The organism is Hyphomonas sp., assembly GCF_046313975.1.
Taxonomy (GTDB): domain Bacteria; phylum Pseudomonadota; class Alphaproteobacteria; order Caulobacterales; family Hyphomonadaceae; genus Hyphomonas.
The window spans coordinates 30,902-48,206 of record NZ_JBKBXB010000016.1; the positions used below are offsets into that span (position 1 = coordinate 30,902).

16 protein-coding genes and 2 tRNA genes are annotated in these 17,305 nt (G+C 63.6%); 8 read left to right on the forward strand and 10 right to left on the reverse strand.

Annotation, left to right across the window (positions count from 1 at the left end):
• The first annotated feature begins 16 nt into the window (after positions 1-16).
• Together ACK4TE_RS07750 and ACK4TE_RS07755 are read left to right on the forward strand one after the other, a co-directional pair.
• Entirely contained in the window at positions 17-2,593 is a 2,577-nt protein-coding gene (locus ACK4TE_RS07750; RefSeq protein ID WP_409910923.1) for a TonB-dependent receptor, read from the forward strand.
• Between the two features lie 135 nt (positions 2,594-2,728).
• Complete coding sequence (locus tag ACK4TE_RS07755) at positions 2,729-3,775, forward strand: hypothetical protein (RefSeq protein WP_409910924.1); 1,047 nt, start codon at positions 2,729-2,731, stop codon at positions 3,773-3,775.
• A gap of 3 nt (positions 3,776-3,778) precedes the next feature.
• Here the strand turns inward: ACK4TE_RS07755 and apaG are convergent, their stop codons facing one another.
• Together apaG and metZ are read right to left on the reverse strand one after the other, a co-directional pair.
• Entirely contained in the window at positions 3,779-4,195 is a 417-nt protein-coding gene (gene apaG / locus ACK4TE_RS07760) for a Co2+/Mg2+ efflux protein ApaG (protein WP_409910925.1), read from the reverse strand.
• 23 nt (positions 4,196-4,218) lie between these two features.
• Positions 4,219-5,421: an O-succinylhomoserine sulfhydrylase gene (metZ, locus tag ACK4TE_RS07765; protein ID WP_409910926.1), complete on the reverse strand. Its 1,203-nt coding sequence runs from the start codon at positions 5,419-5,421 to the stop codon at positions 4,219-4,221.
• Positions 5,422-5,485: 64 nt separating this feature from the next.
• Between metZ and ACK4TE_RS07770 the strand changes: the two genes are divergently transcribed.
• The 3 genes from ACK4TE_RS07770 (at position 5,486) to ACK4TE_RS07780 (ending at position 7,663) form a co-directional block, all read left to right on the forward strand.
• Positions 5,486-6,499, forward strand: coding sequence for a 2'-deoxycytidine 5'-triphosphate deaminase (locus tag ACK4TE_RS07770; RefSeq protein WP_409910927.1), 1,014 nt, complete (start codon positions 5,486-5,488; stop codon positions 6,497-6,499).
• Between the two features lie 145 nt (positions 6,500-6,644).
• On the forward strand, positions 6,645-6,962 hold the full coding sequence (locus ACK4TE_RS07775; RefSeq protein ID WP_409910928.1) for a hypothetical protein: 318 nt from the start codon (positions 6,645-6,647) through the stop codon (positions 6,960-6,962).
• A gap of 20 nt (positions 6,963-6,982) precedes the next feature.
• Complete coding sequence (locus ACK4TE_RS07780) at positions 6,983-7,663, forward strand: hypothetical protein (protein ID WP_409910929.1); 681 nt, start codon at positions 6,983-6,985, stop codon at positions 7,661-7,663.
• A 7-nt stretch (positions 7,664-7,670) separates the two neighbouring features.
• Here ACK4TE_RS07780 and ACK4TE_RS07785 read toward each other — a convergent pair whose 3' ends face one another.
• From ACK4TE_RS07785 to ACK4TE_RS07820, 8 genes are all read right to left on the reverse strand, one after another.
• Complete coding sequence (locus ACK4TE_RS07785; protein WP_409910930.1) at positions 7,671-8,414, reverse strand: YdiY family protein; 744 nt, start codon at positions 8,412-8,414, stop codon at positions 7,671-7,673.
• Positions 8,415-8,466: 52 nt separating this feature from the next.
• Positions 8,467-9,198: a peptidase gene (locus tag ACK4TE_RS07790; RefSeq protein WP_409910931.1), complete on the reverse strand. Its 732-nt coding sequence runs from the start codon at positions 9,196-9,198 to the stop codon at positions 8,467-8,469.
• Between the two features lie 25 nt (positions 9,199-9,223).
• A complete protein-coding gene (locus ACK4TE_RS07795) occupies positions 9,224-10,027 on the reverse strand; it encodes a transglutaminase domain-containing protein (protein ID WP_409910932.1) in 804 nt (267 codons plus the stop codon).
• A 10-nt stretch (positions 10,028-10,037) separates the two neighbouring features.
• The gene (locus ACK4TE_RS07800) at positions 10,038-10,979 is read right to left on the reverse strand and encodes an alpha-E domain-containing protein (RefSeq protein WP_409910933.1); all 942 of its coding nucleotides are present in this window, start codon (positions 10,977-10,979) and stop codon (positions 10,038-10,040) included.
• 5 nt (positions 10,980-10,984) lie between these two features.
• Entirely contained in the window at positions 10,985-12,412 is a 1,428-nt protein-coding gene (locus ACK4TE_RS07805) for a circularly permuted type 2 ATP-grasp protein (RefSeq protein ID WP_409910934.1), read from the reverse strand.
• Between the two features lie 124 nt (positions 12,413-12,536).
• Positions 12,537-14,363 carry an SLC13 family permease gene (locus tag ACK4TE_RS07810; protein ID WP_409910935.1) on the reverse strand — a complete coding sequence of 609 codons (1,827 nt, stop codon included), beginning with the start codon at positions 14,361-14,363 and terminating at the stop codon, positions 12,537-12,539.
• 126 nt (positions 14,364-14,489) lie between these two features.
• A tRNA-Gly gene (locus tag ACK4TE_RS07815) sits at positions 14,490-14,563 on the reverse strand.
• Between the two features lie 38 nt (positions 14,564-14,601).
• Positions 14,602-14,686 (reverse strand) — tRNA-Tyr (locus ACK4TE_RS07820).
• A gap of 103 nt (positions 14,687-14,789) precedes the next feature.
• Between ACK4TE_RS07820 and ACK4TE_RS07825 the strand changes: the two genes are divergently transcribed.
• The 3 genes from ACK4TE_RS07825 (at position 14,790) to ACK4TE_RS07835 (ending at position 17,293) form a co-directional block, all read left to right on the forward strand.
• Positions 14,790-15,605: a TrmH family RNA methyltransferase gene (locus ACK4TE_RS07825; RefSeq protein WP_409910936.1), complete on the forward strand. Its 816-nt coding sequence runs from the start codon at positions 14,790-14,792 to the stop codon at positions 15,603-15,605.
• 39 nt (positions 15,606-15,644) lie between these two features.
• Positions 15,645-16,574 carry a hypothetical protein gene (locus ACK4TE_RS07830; RefSeq protein ID WP_409910937.1) on the forward strand — a complete coding sequence of 310 codons (930 nt, stop codon included), beginning with the start codon at positions 15,645-15,647 and terminating at the stop codon, positions 16,572-16,574.
• 92 nt (positions 16,575-16,666) lie between these two features.
• A complete protein-coding gene (locus ACK4TE_RS07835; RefSeq protein ID WP_409910938.1) occupies positions 16,667-17,293 on the forward strand; it encodes a sulfotransferase family protein in 627 nt (208 codons plus the stop codon).
• Positions 17,294-17,305 lie beyond the last annotated feature (12 nt).

The window sequence follows — 17,305 nt, forward strand, 5'->3', positions numbered from 1 at the left end:
CTCCCGGGAGGAAAACATGAAGTCACCCAACGCCAGCCGTATGATTCTTGCTGCCAGCGTGTCAGCCATCGCGCTGACCGCGCAGGCCCCTGCCTTTGCACAGGAAGACACCGCTGCTGAGCCGGCTGCCACAGAAACCGAAGAGACGAGCGCGCTGAAGCTCGGCTCAATTGTCGTCACCGCGAACCGCCGCGAAGAGTCGGCGCAGGACGTGCCGATGGCGATTGCGGCCTTCAGCGGTGACACGCTGAAACAGCTCCGCGTCGACAGCGTCGAAGACCTGCAGACGGTCGTGCCGGGCTTTTCGGTGTCGCAGTCCTATCAGGGCGTACCGACCTACACACTGCGGGGAATCGGCTTCAACACCATCAACCTGTCTGCTACATCAACCGTCGGCACCTATGTTGACGAGGTCGCCTATCCCTATCCGTTCATGAACTCCGGCCCGATGTTCGATGTGTCGCGCGTCGAAGTCCTGAAAGGCCCGCAAGGCACGCTGTTCGGGCGCAACACGACCGCCGGCCTTGTCAACGTCGTCACCAACAAGCCGTCCGACCAGTTCGAGGCCAGCACCTCTGTTGATCTCGGCAACTATGACACCTGGAATATCGAGGGCATGGTGAACCTCCCGCTCTCGGAAAACCTGCAGGCGCGATTCGCGTTCCGCAGCGAGAACAGCGACGAGGGTTGGCAGCGCTCGAACAGCCGCCCGAACGAGGATCGCGGCACGGTCGACAAGCTCGGCTTCCGCGCTTCGCTGGCATTCCAGCCGACGGACAATCTCGACATCGACTTTTCCTACAATGGCTGGCTCAACAAGTCCGACACGATCGGCGGACAGGGCATGGGCCTGACGCCAAACACCAACCCGAACTTCATCGTGCCGGGCACCAGCGGTCCGTCATCGACGGCGGGCTTCAACCAGCCGGGCCTGATTGCCTACCTCGCCAACAACTTCCCGACCAGCGCGGAACAATCCGACTGGGCGCCCTACGCTGACCGCGCCGCTTCGGTTGCAGGCGTACCCGGCATTGATGGTCCGCATGAGGAGGATTCCTCCTTCCACGCGCTGCGCCTCGGCATGAACTACACGTTCGACAATGACATGCGCCTTGTCTCGCTGACCGGTTACAACAAACTGGAGCGTGAAGCCGTGCTCGACTGGTCGGGTGTGCCTTACCAGATCCTGCTGCAGGACATTGACGGCGAGATCAAATCCTTCAGCCAGGAATTGCGCCTTGAGGGCCAGAACAGCCGCGCAAACTGGCTTGTCGGTGCCTATTACGGCAAGGACGAGACCATAGATGGCAACCGCACGATGCTGCGCGACAATGCCAACTCGAACTTCGTCTCCACGGCGGCGTACCTGTTGACCGTTGATCCGACTTTGCTCGGCCTGCCGGGCGCGGTTTCGGGGCTCGTCTCGCTGGTCAATGTCGATCCGGAAACAGGTCTTCCGTACACGGCGGCCCAACTTCTCAACTCGTTCCAGACCTATTACGATACAGGCGATTTCGAATCGACGACGAAGAGCATCTTCGCCAATGCCGACTGGGAAATCACGCCGGAATTCTCGTTGACAACCGGCATCCGCTACACGGAAGACCAGCAGAAATATGCCGGCTGCTCCGGCGATGTGAACGGCTCCATGCAGCCGAACGTCAACGTGTTCAACCGCGTGTTCTTCTCGCTGATCTACGGCCTGCCCGTTCCGCCGGCAGCGCTGACGGAAAATGGCTGTAACACCTACGACCTTGCCACAAATTCCTTCGGTCCGGTCACATCCGACACCAAGGAAGATAACGTCAGCTGGCGGATCGCCGGCAACTGGAAGCCGCAGGACAACATGCTGCTCTTCGCTTCGGTGACACAGGGCTACAAGTCTGCCTCGACGCCGGTGAACGCCGCCTCGAAGTCCGAACAGAACGCCCCGGCGACGCAGGAATCGCTGCTCGCTTACGAGACCGGCATCAAGGCGCAGTTCTTCAACCAGCGCCTCCAGACCAACGCCTCGCTGTTCTTCTACGACTACGAAGACAAGCAGTCGGCGTCCTTCTTCCCGGATCCGATCTACCGGGCACTCTCGCGCCTGCAGAATATTCCGAAATCGGAAGCCTACGGCCTCGATGCGGAAATCACCTGGCTGGTCAACGAGAACCTGACAGCGATTGGCGGCCTGACACTGCTGCAGACCGAGATCAAGGAATTCGACACGTCTGACGGTTTCGGCCTGCCTGTGAGCCGCGCCGGCGACCCGCTGCTCTACAGCCCGGAAACCTCGGCCAGCCTTGCCCTGCTCTATGACCGTCCGCTGAACGAGACGCTGGGCCTGCGCGGCTCGCTGTCCGGCCGCTGGCAGAGCAAGTCGACTGCTGGCGATCCGAATGATCCGCTCTATGACATCGACTCCTACGGCATCCTCAACGGCTCCCTCGGCGTCTACTCGCTGAACGACAAGTGGGACATCTCGGTCTGGGGACAGAACCTGACGGACGAGTATTACTGGCAGCAGATCACCTCCAACGCCAACGTGGTGCTCCGCTTCGCCGGCAAACCGCGGACCTACGGCGTCACGCTGAGCTATCGTTACTGACCTCAGGTTTCCTCCCAGGGACTTGCCGTGGCGGGCAACTGCCACGGCTTTCTTTTTGGGCGGAATTCGCCTGTCAGGTGAGCGGCAGGTATTTTGCACGGAGACGGTCAGAACCCAGTCAGGGAGACCAAACTCATGATGCGCTCCATTTTGCCAGCCGCCGCCTTCCTCGGCGCTGCAATCCTTGCCGGATGCGCCCAGACCGGCGCCGAGCCTGCTGCAGCGGCTACAGATATGGCGGAACAGGCGGGCCCCTACCGCCCGTTCTCTGCCGGCAGCCCGTGGAACACGAAAATCCCCGCAGACGCGAAGATTGACCCGAATTCGGACGTCCTGATGGCCGATTTCGTCGAGATGAACCCGCTCCACATCAACATCGCGGAATGGTCGGTTGCCGTTTACCAGGTCGATGGCAAGACCACACCCAAGCGCTATGTTCAGGCGCTCTATCCGAACCAGTACGGTCGCGGCTTTGGCCCGCGCCAGCGTATCCCGATCCCGGACGGTGCGGCCCCGGGCGGCCCGGACCTTGGCACCGGCTATATCGTGCTCGAAGACCGCAAGACCGGCTCTGCTTGGGAAATGCGCCAGGCGGGCCAGAACAAGGATGGCGGTTGGTTTGCCGGCTTCGGCGCTACCGTTGATCTGCGCGGCACCGGCGTCAGCCCGCCCTGGATGACGACGGAAAGCCCGCTGCTGGCCGCCAGCCCGCGCCCTTCCGGCGTGCCGCTGACCGCCGGCCTGATCCGCGTTGACGAGCTGAAAGCCGGCCGAATCGAACACGCGCTCGCCTTCGGCTATCCGAACGTGCGCACCAGTGCCTTTGTCCCGCCCGCCAGCACCGGCATTGCCTCGCAGGAAGGCCGCGTAGACAATCCCTTCGGCCTGCCGCTCGGCGCCCGCATCATGCTTGACCCGTCCTATGACATCGAGAACACGATGCTGTCACCGTCGGCGAAAGTCATTGCCCGCGCGCTTCAGGAATATGGCGCCATCCTGGTCGATGAAGCCGGCGGAAGTGTTCTGTATGCGGAAGGATCACCCGAGGCGATTGCCGAATTCAAGGGCTTGCTGACATCCGAAGAACTGCACCTTCTGTTCACGCCCGAATTCATGTCCAGGAACTTCCGTGTCCTGGAAATCAACGGCGTCATGCCCGCGCAGCCCGTGCTGAAGAAGTAGGCCTCAGCTCGGCCGCGAGGTGTCGTAGGGGCTGTCCAGTGAAAAGGCGGGGATGATGGCCACCATCTCCTCGCCATTCTCGCCAACCAGATCGTAGGTGCCGCTCATCAGCCCCGAAGGAGTCGCGAGCGGGGCACCGGACGTGTAGCTGAAGCGCTCGCCGGGGCTGAGCGTCGGGGTCTGGCCGACGACGCCTTCGCCGTCCACCGCCTGCACCCGCCCTGCCGAATCCACGATCCGCCAGTGCCGGCGCGCAATGGTCCACACCCGGTCGCTCTCGTTTTCCACCTCGATCGAATACGACCACATGAAATGGCTGCGACCGGGCTCGGACTCGTCATGCAGGAAACGCGGGCGCACGCGGATGCGCACGCCTTCCGTGATCGCTTCATATTGCGGCGGCGCGGGACGACGGGCCATCCGGAGAGGCTACCTTTGCGAATCTACACGGCGCCCAGTGCGCCGATGAAGTCTGCCTCAAGATCGGATACATCCTCAAGCCCTACCGACACGCGAACCCAGCTGCGGTCGAGCCCCATCGCGGCCTGTTCGGCATCGGTGAGAGCGCGGTGCGTGGTAGTCGAAGGGTGGCAGGCGAGCGTCTTGGTGTCGCCGAGATTGTTGCAGATATCGGCAATCTTCAGTCCGTTGAGGAAACGGAACGCTGCCGCCTGCCCGCCCTTGATCGACAGCGCGAGCAGCGTGCCGCCGGAGAGCATCTGCTTCCTGTGAATTTCGTAATGTGGGTGATCCTTGCGGTGCGGATAGCGCACGGCGGCGACCGCCGGATGGGTTGCCACCACATCGGCAAGGCGCGCGGCATTGCGGCTCTGCGCTTCAACACGCAGCTGCATCGTCTCGAGCCCCTTCAGCACGACCCAGGCATTGAACGGCGAACAGGCGGGGCCCATGTGGCGCAGCCACGGATCATAGGTCTCCGTGATCAGCTTCTCGCTGGCGAGGATGGCCCCGGCGAGCACGCGGCCCTGCCCGTCCATATGCTTGGTGGCGGAATAGGCAACCACGTCCGCGCCGAGTTCGAACGGGCGTTGCAGCACCGGCGTTGCGAACACATTGTCCACCACCAGGAGCGCGCCGGCGGCCTTGCACAGCTTGGCCACCGCCGCGATGTTTATGCCGTCAAGCAAGGGGTTCGCGGGCGTCTCGATCAGCACCAGCTGGCAGCCCTTGCCGATCTCGCGCTCCCATGCCGCCATGTCGGCGCCGTCCACGAACACGGTCTCGATGCCGAACTTCGGCATCTGGTTGGCGAGGATCCAGCGGCAGGAGCCGAACAAGGCGGTCGCGGCCACAACCCGGTCGCCCGCCTTCAGCGGCGCCATGATCGCGGTGGAGATGGCGCCCATGCCGGAACCGGTGACGCGGCAGGCCTCGGCGCCCTCGATCAGGGCGAGGCGCTGCTGCAGCATCTCGGCAGTCGGGCTGCCATAGCGGGAATAGACGAAGCCCGGCTCCTTGCCGGCCATGCGGGCCTCGGCCTGCTCGGCCGAATCATAGGCATAGCCGGAGGTGAGGAAGATCGCCTCGGAAATCTCGCCATGCTGCGACCGCATCAGGCCCCCGCGCACCGCCTGGGTCGCAGGTTTCCAGCCTTTAGGGTCATCTGAGCCAGGTGAATCGGCCATGGCAGCACGCGTCCTTGTGTTTCCTGAGCGGGGTCTTATGCCTGAGACCTACAGGGTGCAAGTAATGGCTGATATTAGCGGGGTTATTCCCGATTTCGAAATCGAGGCGCTGCTGGCCGATGGGGCCATCCGCGTAAGCGAGCCGTTGGAGCCGGGTCAGGTCCAGCCGGCCAGCCTTGACCTGCGCCTGTCGGTGGATGCCTACCGCGTGCGCGCGAGCTTCCTGCCGGGCAAGGACCGGTCGGTGGCCGACATGCTGCAGGAGCCCGGCATCCACATGCACCGGATCGACCTGACCGCGCAGGGCGCCGTGCTGGAAACCGGCTGCGTCTATCTCGTGCCCCTGATGGAATCCCTGCGCCTGCCTGCCGGTCTTGCAGCGCGCGCGAACCCGAAGAGTTCGACCGGGCGTATCGACGTGTTCACCCGCCTCGTCACCAACAAGAGCCGCGCCTTCGACGAAGTGCCGACGGGCTATTCAGGTCCGCTCTACCTGGAAGTCAGCCCGCGCACCTTCCCGATCATGGTGCGCCCCGGCGACCGGCTCGCGCAGATCCGCTTCAAGCGGAAGAAGCCCGAACAACTGAAAGAGAAGGTCGTCTCCATCGATCTCGAGCCGCCGCCGGGACAACCCGCAGGCTGGCGCGCGAAACATCATTCCGGCATCGTCGACCTGCGCGGCATCGGCGCGCACGAAGCGGCACAATTCTGGGAACCTGTTTATCCGCGCGACGGACGAATTGTTCTGAACCCGGAGGAATTCTACATCCTCGTCAGCCGCGAGACCGTGAAGGTCGCGCCCGATGAAGCCGCCGAGATGGCGCCCATCGCACCGGAGCTTGGCGAGTTCCGCGCGCACTATGCCGGATTTTTCGATCCGGGTTTCGGCATCAACAAGGGCGGCAGCCGCGCCGTGCTGGAAGTGCGATCGCGCGATGTGCCCTTCATTCTGGAGCACGGACAGCCGGTTGCGAAACTGATTTACGAGCCGATGACCGCGCGGCCGGCATCGCTTTATGGCGGAAAAGGCTCGAATTATCAGGGCCAGAGCCTTAAACTTTCGAAACATTTCGCCTGATCGGTCAAATCTGCGACATTTGCGGGCCTAATTCGCTTGACCCGGCGGATTTTGCGGCGACGATTGCTTTCAGTGACACGGGCTTCATCAAGCCGGGGGTCGCTTCCGAACGGTTTTGTTCCAACAAACGCAGAGGAATCCACATATGAAAATTCGTCTTCCCACCGCGATTGCGCTAAGCTTCGCCCTGTCCCAGATCGCTGTGCCGCTGGCCATGGCGCAAACGCCGGCATCGCAGTTCCGCAGTGTACCGGCACAGACCTTCTCCGACAGCGAGCTTGCCCGCTATGGCCTCACCGAAGCCGAAACGGCTGAAGTGCGCGCCTGGCAGGAGCAGGGCTATCAGGTGCAGGTGCTGACGCCCGAAGAGGCGGAGGCCTACAATGCCGGCCTCACCAACAACAACATCCTGGCGCTCATCGGCCTTGTCGCCATCGTCGTTGTGATTGCCTCCGTCGTCTGACGATGCGGCCTGCCTTCAGTATGGCGCTGGCGCTCGGACTGAGTGCCTGCGCCATACACCCCGCTTCCGATCCGGCCACCTTTGCGGCGCGCACCAGCCAGAACAGTTTCGAATTGTTTGGCGCGGCGGTTGACCCACCAGAAACCCTTCTCCTGCTGCTCGTGCATGATCCGCAGGAAGACGGCGCAGCCTGCGGCGCGCATGCCCTCGCCAGCCTGATCAATTACTGGCACGGCGCCGGTACCGTCCGCGGCGCGGACCTGTTTGCGCGCACGCCGCCCGCCGACACCGTGAACGGATATTCGATGACCGAGCTACTCTCACTCGCCGGCGACAATGGCCTGCTTGCGAGCGCCGTGCGGCTTCCGCCGGAGGGACTGATCGATGAGCTGGAGGCGGGCAGGCCCGTGCTGGTGCCCGTCAATCTTCCCTCCGTATACGTCCAGACCCGCCAACTGCCCGGAATGAACATTCCTGTCCTCGGCTTTCCCGCGGAATTCATCACCTCACGGACAGCCTGGCTTTCCGAAAAGACGAGCCGCGCGATGCTGAACCACTATGTCCTCGTCGCCGGATACGAGGGTGACAGATTTGTCGTGCTCGAGCCCGTTGCCGGCCTGCGCACGATTTCAGCCGAAAGGCTGGCACGTTATCGCGCGCCCTTCGGTGATGCATCTATAGTGTTCAGCCGGAAAGAATAGCCGCGCCTCAGCCGCCGAAGGCGTAAACGATCGACATGCGCGTTGCCGTATCGGTTTCCTCGAAGCCAGGCTTTGGGGCCGTGTCGTGGCGCACTTCAAAGGAGAAGCGGGCGGACAGGCTTTTGGTCAGCATCGCGGTCAGGCTCGTCTTGTTGCCGATCTGGGTGGAGGTGTCGGCATAGAGCACGTTCGTATCGTTGCCGAACTTCACCGCATCATTGAGCGTATAGCCGAGCTTCGAGGCAGCGATGAAGGAGAAGGACTCGTCTGTGCGCGCCGACACCGTTACCGGCGGATTGCCGGTCGTGGTTTCCTTCACCTTGTCGAACTTCAGGCCCGGCCCCCCTTCCAGCGACCATTTCGCCGCCGGCCCGTCAAACACCTGCCAGCCTGCCCCGCCGCCGACAAAAGAACGGCTGTCGAAAGCCGAAAACTCGTCCACCTCGTGCGAAACGCGCGCGAACACGAAGGCATCATCATTCAGTACACGGTTGGTCTGACCAGCAATAAAGAGACGATTCTTGGTCTGGCTGCCATTCTTGGTGCCATAGTCGGCGAAAAGCTCCGCACTGTTCTTCCAGGCCTGCGTCTCGCGCGCCATTTTCACGCCGATGCCCAGATCACTCGTCTCGGTATTGCCGGTGTTCAGCCCGGCGCTGAAAGAACCCTCGCCCTTCCATGTTCCGTTTTCCGCGAAAGCCGGAAGCGTGAGGCAGCTGCCGGCAGCCAGAGCGGCAAAGAGCAGTTTCATGCGTGTCTCCTGTACAAGCCACACGCAGCAGCGGGCGGGCTCCTGTGTCTCTTCAAAACCTGAAGGGCGGCAGCGAGTCGAACGCTTTCTTCAGCGCCTCGCCCCATCCGCTGGAAATCTGGCGGTAATAGGGATCCTCCGCCTCAATCCGTTTCGACTTGCCGAGACGCAGGGTATCGGTATCCACCACCTGAAGGTCCAGCGGCAGGCCGACCGAGAGGTTCGCCTTGATGGTGGAATCGAACGACACCATCAGCAGCTTCACCGCCTCCTCCGTGCTCATGCCCGGATCGTAGGCGCGCACCAGGATCGGCCGGCCATACTTCGTCTCGCCGATCTGGAAGAAAGGCGTGTCGTCGCTCGCCTCGATGAAATTACCTTCCGGATAGATCATGAACAGGCGCGGCTCCATGCCCTTCACCTGCCCGCCGAGGATCAGCGTCGAGTTGAAGGTCGAGTCCGCCTTCTGCCCGGTCGGCGCGTTGGACTGGATCACATCCTTCAGCGTATCGCCGACATGGCGCGCAATCTGGAACATGGTCGGCATTTCGAGGATCGAGGGCCGGCGCTCAGACGGTGCCTTGGTGCGTTCCTCCAGCAGGCTGACCACGGCCTGTGTTGTTGCGAGATTGCCCGCCGTCATAAGCACGATCACCCGCTCGCCCGGCACCTGCCAGGTGAACAGTTTCCGGAACCGCGAGATATTGTCGACGCCAGCATTCGTCCGCGTGTCGGACATGAACACCAGGCTTTCGTTGAGCTTCATTCCGACGCAATAGGTCATGGGAGGGAACCGTTATTCGGCTTTCTTATTGTTGCTGCACCTGGATCGAGACATCGAGCGATTCGCTCGCCGCGCCGAACCGCATGCCAGAAACAGGCGCCGCCTCGCGGTAGTCAAGACCCGTCGCCACGCGAACATAGCGGCTGTCGGGGGAAATCGCGTTGGAAATGTCGAAACCGACCCAGCCGAGCCGGTCGACATGCACCTCCGCCCAGGCATGGCCCGCATCCTGGTTCACCCGGTCATTCATCATCAGGTAGCCGCCCGCATACCGCGCCGGATAGCCGAGCAGGCGCGCCGCCGAGATGAACGCATGCGCATGGTCCTGGCAGACGCCGTGGCCGGCCTCAAGCGCGTCTTCCGCCCTGGTGTCCACATCCGTCCAGCCCGGCTCATACCGGATCGCTTCGCGCACCAGCCCGGCGAGCGCGTGCAACCGGGCGATGTCGCCATCCGATGCATCCGGCGCGGCGCGGGCAAGCTTGCGCACATGCGCCCCGGCGCGCGTCAGCGGCGTCGACCGGCGGAACAGCCAGAGCGGCGCAAAGCCGCGGTGCACGCCGATCACGCCGGCCTTGTCTTCCACCTCGACTTCGCCGTCGCTGGTGATCACCAGCTCTTCGGCCCCCGGCGTGAGGCTGACCAGCTGCACCCAGTTGGCGTTCTGGTCTTCGTACTCTGCCTCGACCTTGCCGCCTTCGATCTTCAGCTCCCAGCCGAGCACCTGCTGGCCGGCGCGCGATTTGGGAGTCTGGCGCAGCTGCAGCAGGCCGTAGGAGACCGGCGCGGTGTAGCGATAGTGCGAGGCATGATGGATTCTCAGACGCATCGATCTTCCCTCACCTGTTGAAACGGAAGTCTTCCTCGACCTGTCGGGCGAGGGCGTTGTTGGACTGGATGAAGCTGGTCAGGAACTCATGCAGGCCGCGCTCCATCACCTGCTCGATGGACATGTCCTCCAGCTGGTCGCGCAGCTCCAGCGCGGCATCGAGGCTGGGGCGGCGCACACCATAATCCGCACACAGATGACCGAGATTTCCGGCAATCTTTCGCAGGCAGTAGAGCAGCGAGCGCGGCATCCGCCGGTCGAGGATCAGGAAATCCGCAATCGTCAGCGGCCGCGTCTCGCCGCCGTGCAACCAGCGGAAGGACCGCTCCGCCGAAGCGGCGCGCAGGATCGTCTCCCATTGCACATTGTCCAGCGTCGAGCCGACCAGCTGCACAGAAGGCAGGAGCACATAATATTTCACGTCCAGGATGCGCGCGATATTGTCGGCGCGCTCCACGAAGGTGCCGATGCGGGCGAAATTGTAGATGTCGTTGCGCAGCATCGTGCCGACGGTGGCACCGCGCACCAGCGCGCTCTGGCTGCGGATCAGCCCCAGCACATCCGGCAGGTCGGTCTCGCGCACCGGCCGGGCGAGCGCGGCCTTCTGCTTGATCCAGGTCTCGTTGACCGCTTCCCACACTTCGCGCGTCAGCGCCGTGCGCACGAGCCGCGCATTGTTGCGCGCCGCCTCCGTCACCGAGAGCACGCTCGACGGGTTCGCGCTGTCGCGCAGCAGGAAGTTGATGACGCTCGGCCCATCGAACTTACCGCCGGACTCCAGAAAGGCCTTGCGCGCCGAGGCTGTGTCGATGATCGAGGCCCACTCATCCTCAGCATGGTCGGACCGCGTCAGCGCAATGCGGAATCCCGCATCGGCGAGGCGCGCGGTATTCTCCGCCCGCTCGAGATAGCGGAACATCCAGAAGAGGCCCCCTGCGGTCTTGCCCAGCATGCCGCCTAGTCCTCCAGAACCCAGGTATCTTTGGTGCCGCCGCCCTGGCTCGAATTGACGACCAGCGAGCCCTTCTTCAGCGCCACGCGCGTCAGGCCGCCGGGCGTGATCTCGATGCCTTCCGGCGACATCAGCACAAACGGGCGCAGGTCTACATGCCGCGGCGCGAGACCAGCGCGCGTCAGGATCGGCACGGTCGAGAGCGCGAGCGTCGGCTGCGCGATATAATTGCCGGGCTTCGCCGTAAGCTTCGCGCGGAACGCCTCGATCTCCTTCTTCGATGCCGCCGGTCCGACCAGCATGCCATAGCCGCCGGAGCCGTGCACTTCCTTCACCACCAGCTCGCTCAGATGCTCCAGCACATAGGCAAGCGATGAGGCTTCCGAACAGCGCCAGGTCGGCACATTCTTCAGGATCGGTTTCTCGCCGGTATAGAACTGCACGATGTCCGGCATGTAGGAATAGATCGCCTTGTCATCGGCGATGCCGGTGCCAGGCGCATTGGCGATGGTGATCCCGCCGGAGCGGTAGACATCCAGGATGCCTGGCACGCCGAGGAAGGAATCCGAACGGAAATTCAGCGGGTCGAGATAGTCGTCATCTACGCGGCGGTAGAGCACATCGATCGGCGTGTAGCCAAGCGTTGTGCGCATCGCGATGCGGCCATCGACCACGCGCAGGTCGTGCCCCTCCACCAGTTCGGCGCCCATCTGGTCGGCAAGGAAGGCGTGCTCGTAATAGGCCGAGTTATGAATGCCCGGCGTCAGCACCGCCACCACCGGCCGGCCCTTGCACGCGGGCGGCGCGCAGGCGGAGAGAGACCGGCGCAGCATCTTCGGATAATCGCTCACCGGCCGTACACGGATCTTCGTGAACAGTTCCGGGAACATCTGCAGCATCGTCTCCCGATTCTCCAGCATATAGGAGACACCGGACGGTGTGCGGGCATTGTCCTCCAGCACGAAGAATTCGTTCTCGCTGGTGCGGACAAGGTCGACGCCGACGATATGCGTATAGATGCCGCCGGGCGGCGCAACGCCGATCATCTTCGGCAGGAAGGCATCATTGTTCTCGATCAGCTCGACCGGCACGCGCCCCGCCCGCAGGATTTCCTGACGGTGGTAGATGTCGTGCAGGAAGGCATTGATCGCGCGCACCCGCTGCTCGATCCCGCGTGTCAACTTTGCCCATTCGCGCGCCGAAATGATCCGCGGCACGATATCGAACGGGATCAGCCGTTCGTCGGCATCGGCTGCGCCATAGACGTTAAAGGTGATGCCGGTGCGCCGGAAGAAGGTTTCGGCTTCCCGGGCCTTGCGCCTCAGCCTTTCGGGCGGTTCGGCCGCAAACCAGTCGCCATAGCGGGCATAGGGCGTGCGCGGGCGTTCACCGCCCCCATCCATCTCATTGAAAAACGTCGGAGTTTCTCCCATGCCAGTGACATTACGCGGGATTCAGCGGGGCTCAACGGGGTTCGCGTGAGGAGCTGCCTGCAGATTGTGCTGCCCGATCCTCCGGCACTTCCGCTCCGGCCTGCCCGAAAAACCGGCAAATGCCTTATGGCGCAACAGGAACCAGCGGCCAGAAGATCGGAATCACGACCGCGGCGACCGCGATGAAAATCCAGTTCAGGGGCGAGCCGAACTTCACGAAATCCATGAATTTATACCCGCCCGCCCGGTAGACGAGCGTATTGGTCTGGTAGCCGATGGGGGTCGCAAAGCTCGCGCTGGCAGCAAACATCACGGCCACGATGAACGGGCGCGGATCAATCCCGATCTGCTGCGCGAGGCCGATGGCCAGCGGCGTGATCAGGATCGCCGCAGCATTGTTGCTCATGACCTCGGTGACAATCGAGGTGAAGGCATAGACGATGATCAGCAACACCAGCGGCCCCATGCCCTGCGAAATCGTCGCGAGAAAACCGACAATCAGCGCAGCTGCGCCTGTCTTCTCCAGCCCGATGCCAAGGGCCAGCATGCCGAAGATCAGCATCAGGATATCCCACTGGATCGACTGGTAGGCTTCCTGGTGGTCGAGGCAGCCGAAAGCGACCACCGCCGTCGCTGCAATCAGCGCAAGGCCCGCAATCGGCATCAGCTCGATTGCCGCCAGCCCCATCACCAGCAGCACGGCGCCCACCGCGATCGGCGCCTTGTCGCGCCGGATGGCGCGCTCGGTGCTTTCAGTGAGGTTGTTGAGAACGCCGTCCTCAAACATCTGCCGCATGCCGGCGGGCGGGCCTTCGATCAGCACCGTGTCGCCGACCTCGAAGCGCAGCTCGTCAATCTGGCGCGCCATGTTCTCGCCGCGCCGGTGGATCGCCAGGACGTAAACACCGTAGAGGCGCGCAAGACCGATCCCGGCGAGGCGGCGTCCGATCAGGCGCGACTGCGGCCCGATCACGCCTTCCATGATCACCGTCTCTGTCGTCTGCACCGGCTCGAACGAAGCCGGCGCATTCGCCTGCGCGCCGAGGGCCACGTTGCCGGCTTCCTTCAGCGTCAGCATCTCTGACACTGGTGAACGCAGCACCATCCGGTCACCCGCTTGCAGCACGATGCCCTTGAGGTTGGCCCGCAGCGACAGGCCCTCGCGGAAAACGTCGATGACGGTGAAGCCCTTCTCGGCGGTAAACCCGGTCTCGCCGATCTTCTTGCCGATCAGGGCCGAGTCGAGCGGGATCAGGATCTGCGCCGTGAACCGGCGCTCTTTCTGGTCGGGCAGCAGGGAGCTCAGCGATTCCCGCTTCGGCAGCAGAAACGGGCCAAGAATGGCCGTGTACAGAATACCCACACCGGCAAACATCAGCCCCGCCAGCGTGATCTCGAACATGCCGAAGGCCGGCATGCCCTGGCGCTGAGCGACGCCATCAACGAGAATGTTGGTGGATGTGCCGATCAGCGTCGTCGTGCCGCCGAATATGGCGGCGAAGGAGAGCGGCATCAGCAGTTTCGACGGCGCCACCTTGATCGCCTGCGCCAGCCGGATCGCCACCGGGATCAGGATGATCACAACCGGCGTGTTGTTGATGAAAGCCGACAGCAGCACCACGCCGAACATCAGCGCGATCACCGCCAGCGTCGGCGACCCGCGCTGCGCCAGGGACGCCACCTTGCGGCCCACCCAGTCGATCACCCCGGTCCGCTCCAGCGCGGCGGAGAGCACGAACATCGCCCCCACCGTGATCGGCGCAGAGTTTGAAAACACCGACAGCGTATCGCTGACCGAGAGAATGCCCGTCAGCATCAGCGCGCCCATCGCCAGCAGCGCGACGATGTCCGCCGGCAGCTTCTCCCGGACGAAGCCGAAGAAGACAATCACCACCAGCACCAGCACGAAGCCGATCTGGAAGGCAGAGCTTTCGAGTATCGGCGCGAGCATCCGGGGTCCCTGGCAATATTATCAGCCTGTAACAGACAAGCCGGAACCGGGCCGCAGCGCAACTGCCTGTCGCTGCCGGAAATCTTACAGGTGGGTTCAGTTACCGCAGGGACGGCAGGTCCGGACTGGAGCGGGTAGACGGAATCGAACCGACATACATAGCTTGGAAGGCTAGTGCATTACCATTATGCTATACCCGCCCATCAGGGCTTGTGCTGCGCCGATGGCTGAGGCGGGGTGGTGGAGGGAGCTGGATTCGAACCAGCGTACGCTAGGCGGCCAGATTTACAGTCTGGTGGATTTAACCACTCTCCAATCCCTCCACGGCCCCGCGCCAACGCCATTTGACGCCGCCGCGCCGTCGTTTCATAGGGCTGTCAGACAGCCCCGATCCACGCCGGAAGCGGCCTTATAAGGATGATCCTCATGGCGCGCAACCATCCAAAGCGGCCCGGTCGCAGGCCCCCCGGAAATGGTCCCAGCCGGCCCGAACAGCCCGTCTTCCACCGTCCCGAGCGGGAAACCGAAGGCGGCCCCGTCTGGCTGTGGGGCACGCATGCCGTCATGGCCGCCCTCGCCAACCCCGACCGGCGCTTCCACCAGCTGCTGGTCACCGAGAACGCCGCCCAGCGCCTGCCCCGCACCCAGATCCAGCCGCAGGTCGTCACCGGCAAGGAACTCGACCAGCGCCTGCCGCCCGGCGCCGTCCACCAGGGCATCGCCGTCAAGGCCGACCCGCTGGAGCCTGCCGCCCTCGAAGACCTGATCGCTGAGGGCGCCACCCGCATCGCCGTGCTCGACCAGGTCTCCGACCCCCACAATCTCGGCGCCATCTTCCGCTCCGCCGCCGCCTTTGGCTTCACCGGCCTCGTGCTACAGAGCCGCAACGCCCCGCCGATCACCGGCGTCGTCGCCAAGAGCGCGGCGGGCGCCATCGAAACCGTCACCGAAGTGCGCACGGTCAACATCTCCCGCGCCCTCGAACAGTTGGGGGAAGCCGGCTTCCACACCGTCGGCCTTGCCGGCGAGAGCACCCGCCCGCTCGACCTCGCGGTGAAAGGCGCGACGAAGCTTGCCATCGTCCTCGGCGCCGAAGGCCCGGGCCTGCGCCCCGGCGTTGCAAAGGCCTGCGCCGAACTCGCCCGCATCCCGATTGCCGCTGCGATGGAAAGCCTCAACGTGTCCAATGCTGCCGCAATTGCATTCTACGAGGCGAGCCGGGGCAGTAGTCCTGCCGCCTGATCCTCTGTAGACTGACCCGGAATTGGGGAGACCGAAGCCATGATGCGCATCCTGTCCGTCCTGCTCGTGATTGCCGGGTTGCTGGCCGCCGGTTTCGGGGGCGCCGCCCTGCTGGAAAACTTCGACACGGAAACGGCAGAGCTCTCCACGCCCGCCGGTGCGCCATATGAGGAAATGGTGGCGACAGAATCTGCGATTCCGGAAGAAGAGGCCGCCGTCGAAATCGCCTCGGCTGAACCCCAGCCTGACGACACGGCGCTGAGAGCCGCGCCGCCGGCAGCCGAGCCCTCAGATGCCGCCGAGGCCCCCGCCGAGACGGGTGAGCCCGCCCTCACCGATGACGAAATCGGCTTCATGTTCCAGACGCAGATGGAAGAAGGCCCCGCCCCGGCGGCGCGCAGCATACCGGCGCCCGATGCGGCCGGCGAACCCGCCGCGGTCATCCCGGAGCCGAAGGCCTCCTTCGCGGACAAGCTGCAGACCGTTCCCATCGCGCACGAGACCCCGGCCTCTGCCGAGTACAAGCGCCCCTTCAACGTCACCTTCGCCATCGATGCCACAGGCGACACGACCGCCGCCGATGCCCTCCCCGGCCGCGGCGTGATTGAGGAAGGCACCGCGAAAGTCTCCGACCGCGTTGAGGTGCGCCTCTCCGGCGCGAGCTTCCGCATCGAGCAGACCTCGCCGCTGATCCAGACGCTTTCTCCGCTCACGGAGAATACCTGGCGCTGGTCCGTCACCCCACTCACTGCGGGCGACCATGACCTCACCTTCGAAATCTTCGCCATCGACACGGACGCGGTCACGCCCCTGCGCACCTATCGCGACACGGTCACGGTCAAGGTCTCGGGCCTCAACCGCGCCATAGCCTTCGCAGATCAGGCCAACCCCCTGTTCGTGCTCCTCGGCGGTATCGGCTCCATCCTCGCCGGCGCCATCGGCGTCGCCCGCTTCTTCGCGAAGCGCTAGGCAGGTTTCGCGGACGCCGGACCGGGGTCTTCGGACTTGTCCCTCGGTATGCTATTCACGGTTCACAAGCGCTAGAGCACAGGGGGATGCCCATGACCATCAAGGTATTCAGCGCCGGTTTCGGCCGCACAGGCACGCTGTCACTCAAGCTCGCGCTCGAGGAAATCGGCTTCGGGCCGTGCCATCACATGAAGGAAGTGATCGAGAACGGCCCCGTGCAGGTGCCGCTCTGGAACGCGGCGGTCGAAGGCAGGGCAGATTTCGGCGCCATCTACAAAGGCTACAGTGCGGCCGTGGACTGGCCCACCGCTGCCTTCTGGCGCGAACTGGCCGTTGCCTATCCCGACGCCAAGGTGATCCTGTCCACCCGCTCAGCCGAGAGCTGGTATGACAGTATATCCCAGACCATCCTCTCAACTCTGACCGCTCCGGATAACTGGCCGCCACCAGCCGTCGAATGGTTCAACATGGTGCTGAAAGTCATTCATCGCAGCCTTGGCCCCTCGTTTGACAAAGACAGCGTCATCGCCGCCTTCCACGCACAAGAGGCCGCCGTGAAAGCCGAGATACCGGCAAGCCGCCTGCTGGTTCACTCCGCCAAAGATGGCTGGGAACCGCTCTGCGCCTTCCTTGGTGTGCCCGTTCCGGATACGCCCTACCCACGCACCAACAGCAAGGAAGAATTCTTCCAGCTGATGAAGGGCGCCGACGCCATGTGATCCGCCTGCGGA